General features: G+C 45.3%; 11 protein-coding genes and 3 pseudogenes. 4 read left to right on the plus strand and 10 right to left on the minus strand.

What is annotated here, in order from left to right; translation table 11 throughout:
- Positions 1–133: 133 nt before the first annotated feature.
- Complete coding sequence (gene pta, locus CEQ32_RS01895; protein WP_037419786.1) at positions 134–2,287, minus strand: phosphate acetyltransferase; 2,154 nt, start codon at positions 2,285–2,287, stop codon at positions 134–136.
- Positions 2,288–2,408: 121 nt separating this feature from the next.
- Positions 2,409–3,608, minus strand: a complete 1,200-nt coding sequence (ackA, locus tag CEQ32_RS01900; protein WP_088585422.1) for an acetate kinase — start codon at positions 3,606–3,608, stop codon at positions 2,409–2,411.
- 141 nt (positions 3,609–3,749) lie between these two features.
- On the opposite strand from ackA, the gene yfbV reads away from it, so the two are divergent.
- Positions 3,750–4,193 carry a terminus macrodomain insulation protein YfbV gene (gene yfbV, locus CEQ32_RS01905; RefSeq protein ID WP_088585423.1) on the plus strand — a complete coding sequence of 148 codons (444 nt, stop codon included), beginning with the start codon at positions 3,750–3,752 and terminating at the stop codon, positions 4,191–4,193.
- A gap of 14 nt (positions 4,194–4,207) precedes the next feature.
- Here yfbV and pflA read toward each other — a convergent pair whose 3' ends face one another.
- The gene (gene pflA, locus CEQ32_RS01910; protein ID WP_037419790.1) at positions 4,208–4,948 is read right to left on the minus strand and encodes a pyruvate formate lyase 1-activating protein; all 741 of its coding nucleotides are present in this window, start codon (positions 4,946–4,948) and stop codon (positions 4,208–4,210) included.
- Between the two features lie 63 nt (positions 4,949–5,011).
- Positions 5,012–7,294, minus strand: a complete 2,283-nt coding sequence (gene pflB, locus CEQ32_RS01915; protein ID WP_088585424.1) for a formate C-acetyltransferase — start codon at positions 7,292–7,294, stop codon at positions 5,012–5,014.
- Between the two features lie 1,028 nt (positions 7,295–8,322).
- On the opposite strand from pflB, the gene focA reads away from it, so the two are divergent.
- On the plus strand, positions 8,323–9,309 hold the full coding sequence (gene focA / locus CEQ32_RS01920; RefSeq protein ID WP_037426738.1) for a formate transporter FocA: 987 nt from the start codon (positions 8,323–8,325) through the stop codon (positions 9,307–9,309).
- A gap of 37 nt (positions 9,310–9,346) precedes the next feature.
- Here focA and CEQ32_RS01925 read toward each other — a convergent pair.
- A pseudogene (locus CEQ32_RS01925) lies at positions 9,347–10,294 on the minus strand (IS30 family transposase).
- Positions 10,295–10,671: 377 nt separating this feature from the next.
- Between CEQ32_RS01925 and CEQ32_RS01930 the strand changes: the two are divergent.
- Positions 10,672–11,163 (plus strand): annotated as a pseudogene (locus CEQ32_RS01930) (hypothetical protein); the annotation flags it as partial.
- A gap of 20 nt (positions 11,164–11,183) precedes the next feature.
- On the opposite strand, the gene CEQ32_RS01935 reads toward CEQ32_RS01930, so the two are convergent.
- Positions 11,184–12,794, minus strand: coding sequence for an IS1634-like element ISSpu7 family transposase (locus CEQ32_RS01935; RefSeq protein ID WP_011787758.1), 1,611 nt, complete (start codon positions 12,792–12,794; stop codon positions 11,184–11,186).
- Between the two features lie 123 nt (positions 12,795–12,917).
- Between CEQ32_RS01935 and yfcC the strand changes: the two are divergent.
- Positions 12,918–14,006: pseudogene (yfcC, locus tag CEQ32_RS01940) on the plus strand (putative basic amino acid antiporter YfcC); the annotation flags it as partial.
- A gap of 152 nt (positions 14,007–14,158) precedes the next feature.
- On the opposite strand, the gene CEQ32_RS01945 reads toward yfcC, so the two are convergent.
- From CEQ32_RS01945 to CEQ32_RS01960, 4 genes are all read right to left on the minus strand, one after another.
- A complete protein-coding gene (locus CEQ32_RS01945) occupies positions 14,159–16,813 on the minus strand; it encodes a TonB-dependent receptor plug domain-containing protein (protein ID WP_088585426.1) in 2,655 nt (884 codons plus the stop codon).
- Between the two features lie 350 nt (positions 16,814–17,163).
- Positions 17,164–18,372, minus strand: a complete 1,209-nt coding sequence (locus CEQ32_RS01950; RefSeq protein ID WP_001206290.1) for an IS4-like element IS10A family transposase — start codon at positions 18,370–18,372, stop codon at positions 17,164–17,166.
- A gap of 430 nt (positions 18,373–18,802) precedes the next feature.
- The gene (locus CEQ32_RS01955) at positions 18,803–19,798 is read right to left on the minus strand and encodes a TDT family transporter (protein WP_037419806.1); all 996 of its coding nucleotides are present in this window, start codon (positions 19,796–19,798) and stop codon (positions 18,803–18,805) included.
- Between the two features lie 119 nt (positions 19,799–19,917).
- Positions 19,918–20,994, minus strand: coding sequence for a methyltransferase (locus CEQ32_RS01960; RefSeq protein ID WP_088585427.1), 1,077 nt, complete (start codon positions 20,992–20,994; stop codon positions 19,918–19,920).
- Between the last annotated feature and the right edge of the window lie 69 nt (positions 20,995–21,063).

The raw sequence follows: 21,063 nt of genomic DNA on the forward strand, positions 1-21,063 counted from the left end.
CAGCAACATTTTCACCGTATTTTGGCTTTAATTTAAGCGTTTAATGCTGTCTATTTTGCGACTATTTGCCTCTGGAAATAAAAAAGCACTGAACAAGTCAGTGCTTTTAGGTTGAGCGTGTTGTTAGCTCAATTTACGATTTTTTAGCATCGTTTTGTGACGCTTGAATTGCAGTGAGGGCGATAGTGTAGACGATGTCATCCACTAACGCACCGCGGGATAAGTCGTTCACAGGTTTACGCATGCCTTGTAGCATTGGGCCAATACTGATCAGGTCAGCACTACGTTGTACAGCCTTGTAGGTAGTGTTACCCGTGTTGAGATCGGGGAACACAAACACAGTGGCTTGACCTGCTACAGGGCTGTTAGGTGCCTTAGAGCGAGCCACGTTTGGCATAACGGCCGCGTCATATTGCAGTGGACCGTCAATAACCAGATCAGGACGTTTTTCTTTGGCGATACGGGTGGCTTCACGTACTTTATCCACATCTGAACCAGTACCTGAGTTACCCGTTGAGTAGCTGATCATCGCCACTCTTGGCTCGATACCAAAGGCCTTAGCAGATTCTGCCGATTGAATCGCGATATCGGCCAGTTGTTCGGCATTAGGATCGGGATTAATCGCGCAGTCACCGTAAACCAGCACTTGATCCGGCATCAACATAAAGAAGATGGAAGAAACAAGGCTCGAGCCTGGGGCTGTTTTGATCAATTGCAGCGGTGGACGAATGGTGTTGGCGGTGGTGTTAACCGCACCAGAGACAATGCCATCGACTTCGTCTTGTGCCAGCATCATAGTGCCTAGCACCATGTTGTCTTCTAACTGCTCTTTGGCAACGACTTCGGTTAAGCCTTTACTACGGCGTAGATCCAACATTGGCTCTACATAGCGATCACGTACTTCATCGGGGTCGACAATAACAACGCCTTCACCCAGCACGACATCTTGCTGAGCCGCTATACGCAGAATTTCATCTTTTTTACCTAATAGCACGCAACGCGCGATACCACGTTCAGCACAAATGGCCGCGGCTTTGATCGTACGAGGTTCATCACCTTCAGGCAGCACCACGGTTTTGTGGGCGGCACGGGCAAGCTCGGTTAGCTTGTAACGGAACGCTGGTGGTGACAGGCGATGTTCCCGCGGAGAGTTTTTCGTGACGCTCTCAATCCACGTTTGGTCGATATGGCTGGCGACATATTCCTGCACTAAGTCGATACGAACGGCATCATCCACTGGCACTTCATGGTCGAAGCGTTGGATATTTAATGAGGTTTGCCAAGTATTGGTATCAATCAGGAAAACCGGTAAACCTGTCTCAAAAGCTTGTTCACAGAGTTTAAGGATCTCTGGCTCAGGCTCGTAACTGCCAGTCAGCAGCAGGGCACCAATCTTCACGCCGTTCATGGCGGCAAGACACGCAGATACGATCACATCGGAGCGATCGCCAGAAGTCACCAGTAAAGAGTCTGTCTTAATATGGTTGACCATATTAGGTAAGCTGCGAGCACAGAAGGTGACTTTACGTAGACGGCGAATATTCATCTCACCGGCATTAAGAATCCGTGCGCGTAAGTGTTTAGCTAAATCAGAGGCGCGTGGTGCGACTAAGTCTAGGTTGTAAGGCACGCTACCTAAAATGCGCAGTGGGCTCTTACCCGGCAGTTGGAACATGATAGAGGCATCAGAGCGTTGTACACCTTGATGATCAAACACTTCTGATAAGTCAGGGCGTGCACGACCTTCATCGTCCACCGGTGCACCAATCTTGTTGATCACGGCACCAATCAGACGTTTGTTGTTTTTGCCACCCCAAGAGTTGTAGGCAATTTCGAGGCGATTCATTAACCCTGTTGGAGTATCACTGCCAGGAGTGGCAATGAAAATCACGTCAGCATCCATGGCTTTAGCGATAGCGTAGTTAACGTCATCGGCAAAGGGATGGTTGCGGGTAGGCACCAGACCTTCAACAATCAGGGTTTCGGTGTTGCTGGCGCATTCTGCGGCGCGGGCGATGATTTGCTCCATCAGCACATCGGTTTGATCGGCGCGGATCAACGCTTCAGCATGGGCCATATCGAAGGGCTCTAACGGATTAACCGTTGGCGATTTGCTTAAAATCGTGGTTGAGCGTTCTGGACCGTTATCATTCGGACGAAGCTGTGAAATAGGCTTAAAGAATTGGACTTTTACCCCGTGGCGCTCTAAGGCGCGCACCATACCAAGGCTTAAGGAGGTCAGGCCGACTCCTGTGCCTATGGGGATTAACATAATATTTCGAGACATAAAAACCTCTAAGTTCGATGGTTTTTGGCAGAGTAGTCTCTGCGGATTTGCTTGTGTTTGTTTAGTTGTAGATCACTAATAATAAAGCCGTTTGACGACGCAAACGGCTTAATGAGTCTTATTATTTACTAATGAGTTTAATTGAATCTTCGGCGATAACCCACTCTTCGTTGGTTGGGATGACCATAGCGACAGTACTGTTGTCGGCGGTGATAATGCCTTTTTTACCGAAGCGTGCCGCTTTGTTGCGCTCGCTATCAACATGGAAATTAAAGATTTGCAGCATGTTGAGCACTTTCTCGCGGATAATATCGGAGTTTTCGCCGATACCGCCAGTAAAGACTACTGCATCTAAACGACCGAGCGGCACAGTGTAAGATGCGATATATTTCGCTAGACGGTAGCAGAAAATCTCCAGTGCTAAGGTTGCACCTTTATGGCCATCGGCATAACCTTCTTCGATGCCACGGCAGTCGTTAGTCAGTTCAGAAATCCCCAGCAGACCACTTTGCTTGTTCATCAGGTTGTTGGCTTCTTCCAGCGTGTAACCGAGTTGGTGTACTAAGTGGTAGATGATCGATGGGTCGAGATCGCCACAGCGTGTGCCCATGACTAAGCCTTCAAGCGGCGTCAGTCCCATTGAGGTATCAACGCTCTTGCCGCCTTTAACCGCCGTCACAGAGGCACCGTTACCTAAGTGCGCGCAGATCACATTGGTTTCTTCTAAAGGCTTGTTCAACACTTTAGCGGCTTCACGGCTGACAAACAGGTGGCTAGTGCCGTGCATGCCATAACGGCGGATACCGTGCTCACGGTACAATTTGTATGGCAGGGCGTAGATGAAAGCGCGCTCTGGCATGCTTTGGTGGAACGCAGTATCGAACACCGCCACTTGGGGCAGTTTAGGGAAAGACGCAATGGCAGCGCGAATACCGATAAGGTGCGCAGGGTTATGCAGCGGTGCCAGTGAAGAACATTCTTCAATACCTTTGATCACATGCTCGTCGATGATCACAGAGCGGGTGAACTTTTCTCCACCGTGTACGATACGGTGACCTACGGCTTGAATTTGTGCGGCTAATTCAGGTTGACCCGCGAGGATTTTATTGACGATAAATTCAACGGCTTCACGGTGAGCGGTGAATGCACCTAAAGAGGACTCATGTTTTTCACCGTTGATTTTCCATTTAATGCGCGAGTCTTCTAAGCCAAAACACTCGGCTAGGCCAGAGATCTGATCGTCACCTGTTTGCGCGTCAATGACGGCAAATTTGAGTGAAGAGCTACCGCAATTGAGTACTAAAACCAGTTTATTAGACATGTGTAAACCTTTTGCCATTGTGTTTAAGTTAACGATTCAAAATCTTGGGAACACGCGAGTAATTTGCCATCACAGTCTTGGGGCGTAGTGCCAGATTGTGCTATGGTAAAAGCAGTATTCCTCTGTAGTAGGTGTCTAAAATTGAGTCTCAATATTCTCAAAACCTTAGGTGACGGTCGTCGTTATATGAAGACGTGGCCTATGGTTAGACAACTGGGTTTGTATTTTCCTGAGTATCGGGTGGTACGCGCCACTCAGCTTGCCATTCTGGTGATGCCAGTATTGGCAATTTTAGCGAGCGTGAGTCAGCTCTATACCTATGGTTGGGGATTTTTACCCCAAGCACTCACTATCGCGTTGTTTTTTATCAGCCTGCCATTGCAGGGCTTGTTATGGCTAGGCTTGCGTGCGCGCCATCCATTACCGTTATCGCTGTTCGACTGGAGTAATCAGTTGAGTGCGAAATTGTCTGCCATGGGCATTCATTGCCAATCCTTGGGCGCTAAGGCGTGTTACCTTGATATGGCGCTCATCTTAAAAATAGCCTTTGAGCGCTTAGATGCCAGTTATTGGGAGGAGCTTTAAGCCTCCTTTGGCGCTTAATATGCCGCGTTAATCCCCTGTGAGCTAAACACGGCTTTAATTTTTTCCATGGTTTCGCGACTAGGTGGTGCGACACCATCGAGTTGATAGCTTTCTCCCATCGCTTCCCACTTGTGTTTACCAAGCTCGTGGTAGGGCAGGAGTTCTACTTTTTCAATATTCTTCATGGGTTTGATAAATTCGGCCAGTTGTAATGCCGAGGCTTCATCATCAGTAAATCCACCCACGACCACATAACGTATCCAAGTTGGCTGATTGCGTTTGGCGAGGTACTCGGCAAATTGCAGCGTTCTGTGGTTGCTAACCTTGGTTAGTTCAATGTGTTTATCGTCATTCATCTGTTTGATATCGAGCAATACCAGATCGGTATTATCGAGTAGCTCATCAATCACTGGCGTGTACTTACGCACAAAGCCATTAGTATCTAAACAGGTATGAATGCCTTCTTTTTTACAGGCTTTAAAGAGTTCGGCGACAAACTCCGCTTGTAATATGGCTTCGCCGCCGCTAGCGGTGACGCCGCCGTTGCTGGCATCGAGGAAGGGGCGGTAGCTAATGATTTGGCTCATTAACTCGTCGACTTGCACTTCCTTACCGCCATCGAGATCCCAAGTATCACGGTTGTGGCAATATTGGCAGCGCATTAAACAGCCCTGCATAAAGGTGATAAACCGTATGCCTGGACCATCCACTGTGCCAAAGGATTCCACTGAGTGGATCCGACCGGTAACTGCCATTGTGACTCCTGTTGAAATAAGTGAGGCTGTAGCACATTGTACTACAGCCTTACCTAATTTAGCTTACAGACCTTTTGTGAACGTACGCGTGATCACATCTTGTTGCTGTTCTGGAGTCAGTGAGTTGAAGCGAACTGCATAACCAGAAACACGAATGGTCAGTTGTGGATACTTGTCTGGGTTGACAACCGCATCCTCAAGCATTTCACGGTTCATCACGTTCACGTTCAAGTGTTGACCGCCTTCGTGTCCTTTGTTGTGGGCAAAATATCCGTCCATCAACGCTGCTAAGTTGGTACGACGACCGTCTTCATCTTTACCTAGGGCATTAGGTACGATAGAGAAGGTGTAAGAGATACCGTCCTGAGCGTGGGCGAAAGGCAGTTTAGCCACTGAGGTTAACGAGGCGATTGCGCCTTTTTCATCACGGCCATGCATTGGGTTTGCACCCGGTGCAAATGGCGCACCTGAACGACGACCGTCTGGTGTGTTACCGGTTTTCTTACCATAAACCACGTTTGAGGTGATGGTCAGAATTGACTGCGTTGGGATCGCGTTGCGGTACATTTTACGGTCGCGAATTTTCGCCATAAAACGTTCAACTAAGTCACACGCGATATCGTCAACACGTGGGTCGTTGTTACCAAATTTTGGATAATCACCGCTGATCTCAAAGTCAACGGCAATGCCATTTTCATCACGTACAGGTTTAACTTGAGCGTACTTGATGGCTGACAGTGAGTCGGCTGCGATTGAAAGCCCTGCGATACCACAGGCCATTGTGCGACGTACATCTCTGTCGTGCAGCGCCATTAGCGCAGCTTCGTAGGAGTACTTGTCGTGCATGTAGTGAATGGCGTTCAGTGCTGTGACATATTGCGTTGCTAACCAATCCATTAAACCGTCTAAGCGATTCATCACATCATCAAAGTTCAGCACTTCGTCAGTGATTGGGTCGGCTTTTGGCGCGATTTGGATTTTCAGTTTTTCGTCAACGCCGCCGTTAATTGCGTACAACATGGTTTTGGCGAGGTTTGCACGGGCACCGAAGAACTGCATGTGTTTACCCACAACCATTGGGCTCACGCAGCAAGCGATCGCATAATCGTCAGATTGGAAATCTGGACGCATTAAGTCATCGTTTTCGTACTGGATTGAGCTGGTGTCGATAGACACTTTTGCGCAGTACTTTTTAAAGCCAACAGGCAGTTTTTCAGACCAGAGCACAGTGATATTTGGCTCAGGGCTTGGGCCCATGGTGTATAGCGTGTTCAAGAAGCGGAAGCTTGATTTGGTCACCAGTGTACGGCCATCTAAGCCCATACCGCCGATAGATTCGGTTGCCCAAATTGGATCGCCTGAGAATAACTCATCGTATTCTGGAGTACGTAGGAAGCGCACCATACGCAGTTTCATCACGAAATGGTCAATCATTTCTTGAGCTTGTTGCTCAGTGATCACGCCGTTTTTCAGATCGCGTTCTATATAGATATCCAGGAACGTTGAAGTACGGCCTAAAGACATGGCTGCGCCGTTTTGGCTCTTAACCGCAGCTAAGTAGCCGAAGTAAGTCCATTGGATCGCTTCTTTAGCATTGGTTGCTGGGCGAGAAATATCGAAACCGTATTTTGCGGCCATTTTCTTCATTTGACCCAGTGCGCGGTGCTGCTCAGCAATTTCTTCACGTAGTTGGATAACGTTAGATAAATCTTCACCTGCTTCGAACTGCGCTTGCAGTGAGCTGAACTGGGCGAATTTATCCTTCATTAAGAAGTCGATACCGTAAAGTGCAACACGGCGATAGTCACCGATGATACGGCCACGGCCATAGGCGTCGGGTAAACCGGTTAATACGCCAGATTTACGGCACGCCATGATTTCTGGGGTATAGACGTCGAATACGCCTTGGTTATGGGTTTTACGCAGTTCTGAATAAATGTATTTAACATCTTCATCTAGTACGCGATCGTAGGCGGCGCATGAGCTTTCCACCATACGAATACCACCGTTAGGCAACATAGCGCGTTTGAGCGGCGCATCAGTTTGTAAACCAACGATAGTTTCTAAATCTTTATTGATATAACCCGCGTCGTGGGAAGTGATGGTTGAAACCATCTTAGTGTCGAAATCAACTGGCGCATGGGTACGGTTTTCTTGCTTGATGCCTTCCATCACTTTGTCCCACAACTTGGTTGTGGCTTCGGTGGCACCGGCTAGGAATGACTCGTCACCTTCATAGGGAGCATAGTTTTGTTGAATAAAGTCACGTACATTGACTTCAGATTTCCAATCGCCAGGGGTAAAACCTTCCCATGCGTTGGCAAACAGTTCAGTTTTGTCGGTCATCGTACTAATACCTTTTGGTTGAGATAAAGGTCATTGGCGCTCATGGGGTAAGCCATGTTGAGTATAGGCCAATTGCTATTTCCTGATTAAAGCTCCCTTCAAGATGACGCCCTATGATGGGAACTGGAACTTGGGGATGTTTATCGCGCCAAGTGTCTGTCTATTGATACCCGATAAGATGACAAATATACGTTTAACGTGGATTATCGGCTATCGATAACTCTTTTTATAAATTGGTAAGACCAATTATCCATAAGCATATTAACATAGCTCTTACTGTCTCGCATCTTAAACGGGCGAGTTTGTACTCTGTTAATCTTAAATTTGCTAGCGAGGTAGCATTTTTTTAGCACAATAAGGATTAAAGCACGCTTTTGTTGGCCCATTGCGGGCTGAAGCTATCGCTTATTTAACAGACTGTCGCGCTTTTAACCGGCGAAAGCTATCACCGTATCGATTGATTTTTAATGGTTACGATTTAATCTCCAATGAGCAGGTAAAGCTGGGATGACAAAGGCCTGATTATACGGAATGCTTGGCGGTGCTAAAGCATTTAAAGATAAGGATGTTGATGCGGAATATTGTTGTGTCGGGCTTCGAATACTGTGATTTCTTGTTGAGCCGCTATTTAAAAGATTACAGCACTTAGTCAACAACCCGCCATCTCAGTGAAGGATACTTATGCTTCACTCACTCTGTATAAGGTTAAATCTGCTTAATCTAGTCAGTGAATAATGCTTAGATGGGCGGTGATAAATTGGCAAAATGCAAACAAAATTGGTATGACCAATTAACCTTTTGTGTTTGCCTCTTCAAAAATTTTACATTTTACCTGTGAATAACATCACGCTTTGGCAAACTCTGCTTCACGGCGAACACGATTTGTATGTTACAAAGCGTGACTTTAGTGAGTCATCATTTAAGCAAGTCTTAATGTAAATTTTGATTGGTTTGATCTGCGCCTCGGCGCTGTAGGAGAGACCTATGTTGCAAGTTCGCGTTTGTTTATCGGGTTTGGGAGTAAGGTTATGAAAGACTCACATGCTAACGCTCCACAGACATCATCAAATGGCTATGAGCCTGTGCAGGTTTCTTCGCATTTTAGTTGTTATCACCAAGCCGAAATCTACGGCAAAAGCAAAGTGGTTAAGGCGCCTTGGCAATCCTTTGGTTTAGCGGTATTTGCGGGTGCCTTTATTGCTTTAGCCTTTGTGTTTTACCTGACCGTCACCACGGGCGCGGGCGATAGTGCATGGGGCTTAGTACGTCTTGTGGGCGGTATCGCCTTTAGCTTAGGGTTAATTTTGGTCGTGATTTGCGGCGGCGAGTTGTTCACTAGTTCAGTCTTAAGCAGTGTGGCTTGGGCGCAAAAACAAGTGACTACCAGTGAGTTACTCAAATGCTGGACGCGAGTTTACCTAGGCAACTTTGTCGGCGCCATGTTAATGGTCGGCTTGATTATGGCGGCGGGCTTATATGAGCTTGATGGCGGAAATTGGGGACTAAATGCTTTAAAGGTCTCACAACATAAGCTGCACCATACATGGATTCAAGCATTTAGCTTAGGTATTTTATGTAATATGCTGGTATGTCTTGGTATTTGGATGACCTTCGCCAGCCGAGAATCGCTAACCAAAGCCATTTTATTGATCCTACCTGTAGCCATGTTTGTTAGTAGCGGTTTTGAGCACAGCATTGCAAACCTGTTTATGGTGCCGTTTGGGATAACAATTCAAGCTGTGGCAAGTCCGGAGTTTTTTGCTTCTTTAGGTATTACCCAAGAACAATTTGCTGATTTAACGGTAACAAATTTTGTATTCAATAACTTAATTCCTGTGACCTTAGGCAACATCGTCGGCGGCGGCGTGATTGTTGGCCTCGGCTATTGGTGGATTGAGCAAGGACAACTTGCCTTACCCGATCCACAAAAATCCCATCAGGCTCATTTTTTCGCGTCACCATTGCATACTGAAAAGGCGAAAAATAGCCAAGAGACTAAGTCATTAAGGGACTAAGCCCGAATTCAACTGCGAAGTGCGACACTCGCCAATATCAAGCAGCCAATACCATTTCTTTAAAGACAATCGCTGGTTGCTTGAAATCTAAACACTTTTTCGGTCGATAATTTATCCGTGATAAAGCGAATTCAATATCACTGTCTGTTACCGTTGTTAGGTCGGTTCCTTTCTTCACATATTGCCTTAAAAGACCGTTAGCATTCTCATTGGCTCCACGCTCCCAAGAACTATAAGGGTGGGCAAAGTAAACATCAGCCTCCAACTCCTTTGCGATGGTTTCATGGCCTGCAAACTCTCTCCCGTTATCTGCCGTGATGGTATGGACATGCTCCTTGTAAGGCATGAGTAGCTCTATGGTTGCTCTAGTGACATCATCCGCTGACTTGGATGGCACTTTCTTCACCAAGTAAAATCATGTTTTACGCTCTAAAATAGTCACCATCGCCCCCGTGCCGTGCTTGCCTAATACGGTGTCGATTTCCCAATCACCAAATCGCTCCTTACTGTCAACGATGCTTGGCCTATCATCGATAGAAACCGCATTTTTGATCGCTGGTGCTTTCTCTTTTTTACCGCGACGATACCGCTTGTGACCTTGCCTCAAGTGGCGATATAACTTGCCACCCGAGCGTTTATCCTGCGCAACAAATCGGTAGATCCACTCATAGCTGACAGCGGCACCGACTTTAGTTAATACACTGGAAATCTGCTCTGGACTCCAATCCGCTTCTAAAAGGAGGCGGATAAAATCAACACGCTCCTGAGGTATTCTGTATTTACGCGCTAATGTGCGTTTTTTGAGTGATAACACCTGAGCTTCGTTTGGGCAATAATGACTGCCCTTGCTGCCACGTTTAAGCTCCCGATATACCGTGGAGCGATGGCACTGAACGGTTTTAGCAATCTCAGAAACTGAAATCCCCCGTTCCAAAAGAGCAGAAATCTGGTATCTTCTGCCTTCGGTCAACTGCTGATAATTCATGGTAGTACTGCTTGTTTCTTTGGCGAGAAGAGCGTACCACTTTTAGCAGTTGGCTTCCTCTTCTACACCTTTCCATGAATGTCGCACTTATTATCTGAAATCGGGAGTAATTAAGAGAAAGTAATCAAGAGAGTAAGTCACTTAGGTTTGTGAGTCTCTCTTTGAGTGATATTTGCCTTAGGCTCATAAAAAAATGCCCAGTTTTACTGGGCATTTTTTGTTTTTTCACCGCAAAGGCTTTTTTATGCAGATTACTTGTTTGTGATAGATGTGACCATTTTGCATATTCATGCAAGTTAATGAAGATTTTATATACTGATTTAAAGCGCTTTAGTTTATAGTGCGGCCTTTTCCGTTTGACATAAAATGGCGCATCTATGACGACTCCACCTTCGACGAATCAGCCAACAGAAGCAGCTCAGACTGCTCCGGCATCATCCGCTTCACACACTCCCTCACCATTTCAAATGCCCGATACCTTAGTGATCATCTTTTTTGTGGCATTGCTTGCGGGATTAATGACTTACTTTATCCCCATCGGGTCGTTTCAAACCCAAGAGGTGCATTATCTAACGGATGGTGTCGATAAAGCGCGGACGGTGGTCGACCCTACTTCTTTTGCCTATCAATTGGATGCTGCGGGCGAGCCTAAATTGCAACCTGTGGCATTGTTTAAAGGCGAGGGCGGGGTTGGCTTTTTTAACTTTGCCTTTGAGGGCCTAACTTCAGGATCTAAATGGGGCAGTGCGATTGGCGTGATCATGTTCATGCTGGTGATTGGCGGCTCTTTTGGGGTGGTGATGGCCACAGGCACCATAGATAACGGCATCTTAAAGTTAATCGATAAAACCCGTGGCAATGAAAAGTTATCCGACATTCCGCAGCTAATTTAGGAATAAACTACCTCATAGAATCTACCGAGTAATTTGAGTAGTTGTGTTTGGTGATCTTGAAGTCCAGTGATGAACCTTTGGCCGTTAATCTCTAGCGTATCTATGCCTTCGAATTGCAAGAAGACCCAACGTGCCGTCGGTCTGGAGGTCGTCTTGTTCTTTACCATACTTGGGAAGAACGCTTCGGTTTGTGCGAGTTGTTCTCTGATTTTGTGTTCTAAACTAGCGTAAACAAGCAAGCTCAACGTCATTATCATTAGCAACGCTTCAATGCGCTCAGGCTTTTTCAAGAAGATGGAAGAGGTTAAAAACTCAGGGCTTTTTAGAAAACGGAAGCCGCGCTCGACTTTTTGTTGCGATTTGTAATGTGCTAGAAGAGCCGCCATGGTGAGTGCTTCATTGTCGGTGTCATTCGTCGCGAGGATAAACATGCCTACTTTGAGCTTAGCCAGTTTTACTTTTTCTAGGTCGGTGAAGGGGGCGGCTTCGATAAAGTATTGGTATCCTGTCGGTGCTTCATCTGTCTTTGGGCGGCCCGAATGAGAGTAAGTCGGCTGTTTGATGAGAGTGCCTTGTTCAAACCCAAGTAAGTCACATTGTTTCTTGAAATCGTTAAACGCTAATTCTGCGTCAACTTCACAAGCGAATGGTTTTTTACTTAGCTTTTCCAACGCTTTGATTTCTTTTGCTATGTTTTTCTCTAAGTTCTTGAAGAAAGTGATTTCTTCCCGCTTGGTGGCCTGTTCACTGTGAACGAGCAACCAACGTTGATTGACCTTTCCGTAATCCGAGTCTATCCAACATCCTGAGTAGCCATGACCGATAGTGCTTAATTGCTCTGGCTCTAGCGCAAGTAGTGCTTGTTTTGCGAGCTTGATGGTCATGGGGACACGGGTAATGAATTTTTGATTTTGCTCATCTAGCGAGGAGATGCTTTCTTCGGTGTACAAAGCGGCATCAGCGATAAAGTAACGACTATTTTGCGCGGCTTTTAGGCAATGTATGTGTCTTTTAGTGACTTCAGCGAATGCCTTGGCATCATTGGTGTTACCACTCAGTGCTTGCATGTAAACAGGAATACCTGCTTGGTTTTCACAGATGAGTTCAAGCACGACTTGGTTAAGCTCTGGCCTATGATCCCGACTATAACCTCTTACAAGCTTAATCACGTTGGTGTTTTCATCTTGTGCATACTCACCATCAACGTGGAAGCTAGTGATATCAAGATGAACAGAATCGGTCGTCAAGCCCAGTTTATCAACAACACGCTCAGCAATAACCTGATAGAGCGCTGAGACATCGGCTTCGTATAGAGCATCTAATGTGCGGCCTAGTACATCATCAGTCAGGTGGTGTGCTTCAATGTCTTTGGCGAGTAGCTTAGATACAGGCTTGGTCTTAAAAAAGTCCGAGAACATGTGCAGTGTTCTGCTATGAAAGCCAAGTCCATTTAGGAGCATGGCCAATACCGCGTCACCATGAGAAACATTGTGGTCAGAATATTTTGGGATAACGGCATCTATCATCCGTGGCAGGCCAATTTCGTGACAAAAGGCGGCAATGAGACCAAGGTGATCTAAGCGTTTAATAACAGGATGGGTAGACATATTTTGAGACCGTCAAATAGCAGTAATAGATCAAAACTGTCGATCGCGGTCAAGATGGTGTCGTAGTTTTTATGAAAAGCTGATCGCCAGATCACACTATTTAAATTCTGGAATTAGCTGCGGAATGACGGGTTATTTATTCCGGTGATATTTACGCTGTTTTCCCTTGGTGGCGCCGTGTTTGGCATGGGAGAAGAGGCCATAGCTTTTGCCATTATTATCTGCCCATTAATGATCCGTTTGGGCTATGACGGCATCACCACTGTGATGGTGACCTATGTGGCGACTCAAATTGGTTTTGCCAGTTCTTGGATGAATCCCTTCAGTGTGGCGATTGCACAGGGTATTGCGGGAATACCGGTTCTTTCAGGCAGTGAGTTTCGCTTTCCTATGTGGCTTGGATTCACCTTGCTCGGGATTGTCTTTACTATGCGTTACGCCCATCGCATTCAGCAGCAACCCAGTTTATCCCATAGTTTTCAGTCCGATGCTTATTTTCGAGAGCATCATGCCAATACGACATTAGAGAGTCGCTTTAATCTTGGCGATATACTGGTTTTAGCATTGTTAGTGCTCACTATGGGATGGGTGATTTGGGGCGTAGTGGTAAAAGCTTGGTTTATCCCTGAGATTGCCAGTCAGTTTTTTACCATGGGTATGGTAGCTGGCGTCATTGGCTGTGTGTTTAAACTTAATGGATTGACGCTTAACAAGGTGGCGCAGAGTTTTAAGGACGGCGCTAAAACCATGTTAGAGCCTGCTCTTTTAGTGGGATGTGCCTCGGGGATTTTACTGCTCCTTGGCGGCGGTGCACCGACTGAACCGAGCGTGTTAAATACGGTACTTAACAGTGCTGGCGGGGTGATTGGCCATCTGCCTGATGCGCTCTCGGCGTGGTTTATGTTGCTGTTTCAATCTGTATTCAACTTTTTTGTGACATCAGGGTCAGGGCAGGCTGCCTTGACTATGCCACTGATGGCACCTCTTTCTGACATCGTTGGTGTGACGCGCCAAGTGGCGGTATTGGCCTTTCAATTAGGCGATGGGCTCACCAATATCATTGTACCTACTTCAGCGTCTTTGATGGCCACTCTTGGCGTATGCCGCGTCGATTGGGGTAACTGGCTGAAATTTGTATGGCGCTTTATGTTGCTGCTGATGCTGGTCTCAAGCGTACTGGTGATTGGCGCGCATTATCTTGGATTTAACTAGGTGTGAGAATTTAGCTAGGCGCTAGGGGGAACCTGAAGCAGCGGGGTAAATAGGCGCTAAAGGCTAACTTAGTTATTTGGTTAAATAGTAGATAAAAAAACGGCATCCGAGGATGCCGTTTTTGTGTGGTTTTCTATCTTCCTATAGGGAAATTAGAATTTCACTTTATATCCTGCAAACACTACACGGCCCACGATGTTATGGGTGTCAGTATCGTATCCAGGGTAACCTAAGCTGTAGTTAACTGTTGGCATCGCATCGAACAAGTTACGAGCACCAACAGTAACTTTGCCATAGCTGTCGAAGTCGTAGTTCAATGTCAGATCCCACGTAGTGAACGATGAGAAGTCTTGTTTATTTGTGCCAACTTCTTGTTGTTGTGGAGTTTCACCATCATAAGAATCAATGTATTTAGCAATCAAAGATGCTGAGAAGTCATCAATGGCGTAGCTAAATGTTGTATTGAAACGTAGTGGTGGATAACCCTTAGTGCCTAATACGTCATAACGTTTTGCAATCGGGCTTGCTTGCTCTGTATATTCAAGAGCATAGGTTCCTTCAACCGCAAACTTAAATGCACCAAATTCAGCAAAATCGAAGTTTGAGGTGAATGACACGTCAAGACCTGATGTTTGTACGCCATCCATGTTGATGTTGCCAGCGCCAATTTCATCGATGGTACCGTCAGCTTTACGTTTGACGTAGATGTAGTTAGGGTCATAAGCACCTAAGCCACCAATCGCTTCTAAATCCACAATTGTTTGTGCATCGATGTAGCTGACTTGGTCTGTGATTTCGATGTTGTAATAATCAACAACTAAGTCGATGTTTTCAGTGATATTCCATACGGCACCGAAAGAGTACTGAGCAGATTTCTCAGGATCTAGCTCTGTGTTACCTGAACTCTTACGCAGATATTGGTTATCTTCACAAGCAGGATTACCGTTTTGTTGATCAGGTGGTAGACTTTGGCACAGAGTAGTATCTGTGACTCTGTCGTAACTGGTTGCTGGTTTGCCTAACAGGTCATCTAGTGACGGTGCTCTAAAGCCTTGGCCATAAGATGCACGTAGCACTAAGTTATCTAAGGCTTCGTAACGTACGTTTACAGAGCTAGAAAGCTGACCAACATCTGGTAAGCTATATTGGTCGTAACGGCTTGCGAGCTTCACGTTCAAGTGATCTAAAACTGGTAACTCTAACTCAACGAATGCCGCTTTGTAGCTTCTATCACCAGCAGAATCACCGCCGTAAGTACCTAATACGTTACCTGCTGCTTGTTGAGCATCACGGGTATCTTTGTATTCGATTTTTTGGTATTCCATACCCACTGCGTAACCTAAGTCACCACCAGGTAATGAAATTGGAGCCAGTGCAGCCCAAGATATACCAGTACCTGTTGTGTTAGATGTCGCTTTACGAGTAGCTGTGTGTAAGAAGGTGTCTAACGTGTCTTGGGTTGCGTTACCACCCTCAACGAATGGGTTGTACAAGCCTTTATCTACTGCTTCTTGTAACTTATCTTCGAATACGTAAGAGTCAGTTTCAATGTTCACGATTTGATCTGAGTATTGTACGTACCAGCTTAGAGAGCCTGCATCTAATTCAAGGTTTAGACCCGTTACGATATCAACTACGTTTGAATCGAATTCTGTTTTACGGTCTGCAACCCCTTTCAAACGGTGATAGGCTTGCACTTCAGATGCATTAGCGGTACCGAATGTTGGGTTTAATGGGTTATCTGCTGCCATGTATAAGTTAGGAGTCCATAGCGCAGTAGAAGACGTGATGGATTTATCACGCATAACGATAGCCTGACCAAACCACTCTAATTCATCAGTAATACGGTAAGTCATATTTGAGAATACAGAGTCTTTTGTCTGATCTGGTAGGTAATCAGTGCCATCAAATTGGTTAAAACCACAAGCAGAACCGTTTTTGCTGGTAACAATACGATCAGCTGGACAATCTTTACCTGGAACCTGTAAGCCGGTATAGACAGGTGTGCCGAATGTGCCATCTGCGCCTTTCACTGGACGAGATTCTACTGGACGATATGTGCCTTCTGGCGCATATAAGCCGCTACGGCCGTATTTCTTATCCCAGTTAGCGGTTAAGTGAGGACGTTGGCCACCTTGCAGTGGATCAAATTGCTTGTGTTCGATGATTACTAAGCTGCTGCTTTTATCACTGGTATTACCAAAAGTGATAGAAGCCGACTTTTCATCTCTTCCACCTTGAGTTGGGCTGCCAAATTTGGCATCAAATGCTAAACCGTCGAAAGTCTTCTTAAGGATGATGTTGATTACACCACCAATAGCATCTGAACCATAAATTGCTGATGCACCGTCACGTAAAATTTCAATACGTTCAATTGCATCCATTGGAATTAAATTGAGGTTAGTGGCATCACCACCAAATGTAGCAGATGGCGCAATACGGCGACCGTTGATCAAGGTTAGCGTACGGTTTGAGCCTAAACCACGCATACCTGAGCTAGCATGGTTACTTGCAGAACTACCTGCATCGCTAATGAAGCTACCGGCAGTGTTAAATGGCATTTGTGCTAAAACAGCAGAAACATCACTTAAACCTGTTTTTGCAATATCTTCAGCAGATAAAACTGTTACTGGTAACGCTGATTCCATATCCGTTCTTTGGATACGTGAACCTGTTACTTCAATGCGTTCTACCTTAGCGTTATCTCCTTCTTCAGCGTAAACAGCCATACTAGATAAAGCAGCTGTTGTAGCACCACCAATTAACGCAAAGCGAACCGCTTTGGCTAATGTTGAATTAGCGCGCATATCATTCTCCCTTAACACTTGTTATTTGTTTAGTTGTTATTTTAATTAAATACGGAACGTTATAGGAAATAAGTGCCTATTTAATTAGGCTCCAGATATAACCACAAGAAAATAACAAGTGCAACAGTTGATGTTGATGTTGGTTACGATGTGCAAAGGTGTTTTGTTGCAAAAGTGTTTATCTTAAGTTGTTTTTTATTGATGGATTACTGGTTTAGGGTGTGTTTAATCTTTTTTGCTAATGAAAACATGGCGTTTGTTTACTTTTGTTTGTTAATTTGTTTTTTGTTTGTAAAAATTGAAAGCATTTGTAATAAAATAATAATCATACTTTTTCCTGAAGGATCCCCTCATAAATCAGCCATAGCATAGCCATATTTGAGCAACTGATTGGCGAATAATACCCAGGCCGCCAGCAATTCTTTCTCCGTGATTTGATAATCAGGCCGCCTGAGCACCTCCAATCCCAAGCGAATCGTTGAGAGTACCGTTCGATGCCCAATGGTATTGGCCTGAAAATGCTTATCCCAGCCCTGTTGCTGTGCGTGTAAACCAACTAGCCACAACAGGCATTGAACCATCAACGCTATCAGTAGGATGATGTCGAATCGCTCTGGACTGTTGGTACGACTTTGGCGTAAGCCAAAGCCGTATGCCGGGCTTTTGAGGTCACGAAAGGTTTCCTCTATTTGCATACGTTTGGCGTACAGGTTTACCAGCTGCTTTGGGCTCCGAGATTCTGGTGGTAAATTGCTGGCTAACACCCAAGGCTCTTTCGCCGATGTTGAGTACGTTTTTGCCGATGGATGGTGGCAATTAGTCCTCGTTGAACGCTGATTTGTACGCCCCTTAGGTTTGCTACGATAAAGCGTGAGATGGCAATTGATAGGGTTAGTTTTGGTCAAGGTCTTACAACCCAGGCTCTTCGCTTGACCGTTGGCCAAGTCATGTGTACTGCGAACTGCACGCCAATTTTCAGCGCCAATATCTGCAAATTGAACTGTACCGCGAATACGGCTTAGCCAAAACCAACCATGCGCCTCAACCTCTTTGTACCAAGGCACTTTGAACCCCGCGTCAGTCACGATGAGAGGGGTAACATGCAAAGGTAAAATCTTGGCTAAGTCCGCTAAAAAACCGTTGTGGGAGGCCTTAGAGCATTGTTCTGATAGGGGATAGGACTTCTCATACAGGGTAATAGAGCGGCCATTGAAGGCTATTGAGGCGCGCAGAGCCATGATGCGTTTATGCTCTCGGATGTCTGACCAATCGACGAGCACAATCGGCATAGGGTTACCAGAACAGATGAGGCTGGCATGCCATTGGTAGACAGCTAACCGTTCTTGATGCAGATGCGTGTTGCCGAGCAAACGATCAATGCGCTTGATGTTGTGCTTGGTTCGGGCCGTGGTTGGTAAATTTCGACCTAACTCAGTCAAGGTCAGTGTCTTACATTCAATCAGTGCCTTAGAGGCCAGCATCAAGCTGTTTAATCGTTTTAGGTGAAGTTCTGGGCAGTATTGGTGTAAAGAATGTTGTAGGATATTGGCTTCGCGCATCTTGTTGTCCAAGTGTAGTTTTTAGCGAAACCATTTGATCATGCAACAAGATGCGCTTCCACTCTAATTTGATGATTTATTTGTAAATCATCAGGGGATTCTTCAGTACTTTTTCAGTATGTGTAGATTTAAATTTAAGCAATATTAAATATACAGATTTTTATGCGGTATTTTGGAGTGTTTAATGTTGAAAATATCTTAACGAAAGGATTTAAGAATGGTTTTATAAAGCTGTTATAGCCTTTATTAAATTTTTGAGAGTTCTTTTTACTTTGTCAGTCTAAAGTTTTGTGAGTGAATTGATGGTGTGGATTTTAATTTGAAAAGGAGTGAATATAAATTCACTCCTTATTTTATTCTGTATGTTGTGTTATTAAATTTTTATTTAGTACGTTAAGTAGCCAAATACACTTACCGTATTTTATGCCTATTACTTAAGTTCAACTATAGTTGTGTCAATATTGGCCATTGGGTTGGGTAGATAATGAGTCAGATACCGAAGAGCGACGTAGGCAACGACGACAGTGGCGACACCGAGTTCAAAATCTGCCAACAACCTTACCCATTGAGTGAGATCGGTCATTTGACTAAATTGCTCAAGCCAGTGAGCGGTTTTAAAGAGTGCAGTAGCACCGATCACCATGGGGAAAGTAAAGGCTGCATAACCAGGGCTAAAAGGCAATTTAAGTAAATGGAAAAAAGCAAGGTAGATAACCGCTGTCATCAAAATAGCAATACTTGCCAATAAGGCGACTAAGGCGATTGATGGTTGCTCACAAACCGTTAAATAGCCTGCAAGTGATAAACTTGCGGGAGCAGCAAGGATGGCAATAGTGGGCTTAGCTGCGTCAGGAATCGCTTGACAAAAGATCAAGCGATAGAGCATCAGTGGCAGCATGACTAAATAGGCGATCATACCGAAGGCTAAAATGGTGTTAACTAACCAAGGTTCACCATTGCTGGGGAAAGACACCGCAGCCACTATGATGCCAATGGGTGGCACAAACCAGCTAGGCACCATATGTTCGAGTTTAAAGTCGATAGCACGATAGTAGATAAAGGCGCCTAAAAATACGATATGAATCGCAATGGCGGCTAACCAAAGGGCTAATCCCGCATGGGGAAAATAGTGACCTAGCAGGTTAGACACTACCATCAATGCCATAGCAAAAGTCGGTATTACGCTGCCGACGACGGGATGGCTAAGTTCATTTTTGAGCACTGTAGGATGCAGCAAAAACTTACCGGCTAGCATTAGTAACAGTGCTGAGGCAATAATTGCACCGATTAATTGACCCCAGCCATTCAGTGAAGGCATTACACTTTCCCAAGTCCACCCTAAGCTTGCGATTGCGAGTGCGAGTCCGCCCATAGGGCTAGGTAATTTTGCGGCCTGTGCGGTCCAACGTTTACGCTTTGAAGTCATATTACTTACCTCTCAACACTGACATTAATTCGATGTATCTATTTGTTAATGCCAGTGTATGACTAAGGTATTAATAAATAAAATTGATTAATTTTACTCATTGATTCAGTTTTTATTAACTAGCAAGGTTTTCGTTTACAACGAAGCAAAGTATGCCCAAGCCCAATATTGTCAGTATCCTCATCGACGTATAAACCTGCTTGATGCAGCAAGGCCATCAAGTCCTTAGAGTGGTACATTCGACTATTGCCATTGGCCATTGCGGTGAAGTACAAGCTCGTGGCGTTAACACAATAGGCCGAGGCGGCAGAAGGCTGTCTATCCCAGAAGGTTTCGACAATAAACAGCTGACTATTGGCTGTCATCGCATTTGCGGTGCGTTGCAAAATGCTTAAGATTTGCGCCTTAGAGAAGCAGTCAAGAAACTGACTCATCCAATAGGTATCAGCACCTTCAATAAAAGGGCGCGACTCATCGAGTAAGTCGGTGGCAAAGGTATGGACTCTATCGGTAACTCCATGTTTTGCAGCATTTTCTTTGGCAATGGCTAATTGCCCTGGAAAGTCCATCAGGGTCACTTCAACCTTAGGATCGAATTTGCAGCAGCGTAGAGCCCACTTTCCGGTGTTACCACCAATATCGACTAAGTGTTTTGGACTATGGGCAAAGACTAAGGGTAAAAGCTGCGGAAAAGCATGATCAGAATAATAATGATCAAATGTAAACCAACTCTCTTTTGCGGCGTGAGGCAGATCTTTCAATGCGGGATAGATCGTTTGCCAGTCACCAAATACACTCAGCCCCGCGGGTTTACCAGTGAGTAGCGCCTTATCCAGCGTAAATAATCCCTGATAACATACGTCCTGCACAAAGTTGAGGTTGATTGCTGCCATATCATCATGCAGTAAAAAATGACCTGTTTTATCGAGAACATAGGCGTCTTCGTTAAGCCACACCAGCCCCATGCTTAGTCCCATATCCAATAACACCCCAAGGGCGTATTCACTCAACAGGTTCGTTTGGGCTAGTTTCGCTAAGGTCACCCCTTGCTCACCAGCCTTATCAATAATGGCTAGCACTTCAAATTTGAGTAGACAATGCGCGACCTGAAAACTCACGGGTCCAAAGGCAATTTTCTGTGCCTCAAACTTGGCATCAAAGGCGCTTAACGCTTTTGGATTTTGGTAGAAAGACATAAAAGACTGACGTTAATCTTGGAGAGGGCTATTTATAGCGGACTGAATTGTTAAAGCTAGCATTGCACG

The sequence above is a fragment of the Shewanella sp. FDAARGOS_354 genome, assembly GCF_002209245.2.
Classification (GTDB): Bacteria; Pseudomonadota; Gammaproteobacteria; order Enterobacterales; family Shewanellaceae; genus Shewanella; species Shewanella xiamenensis.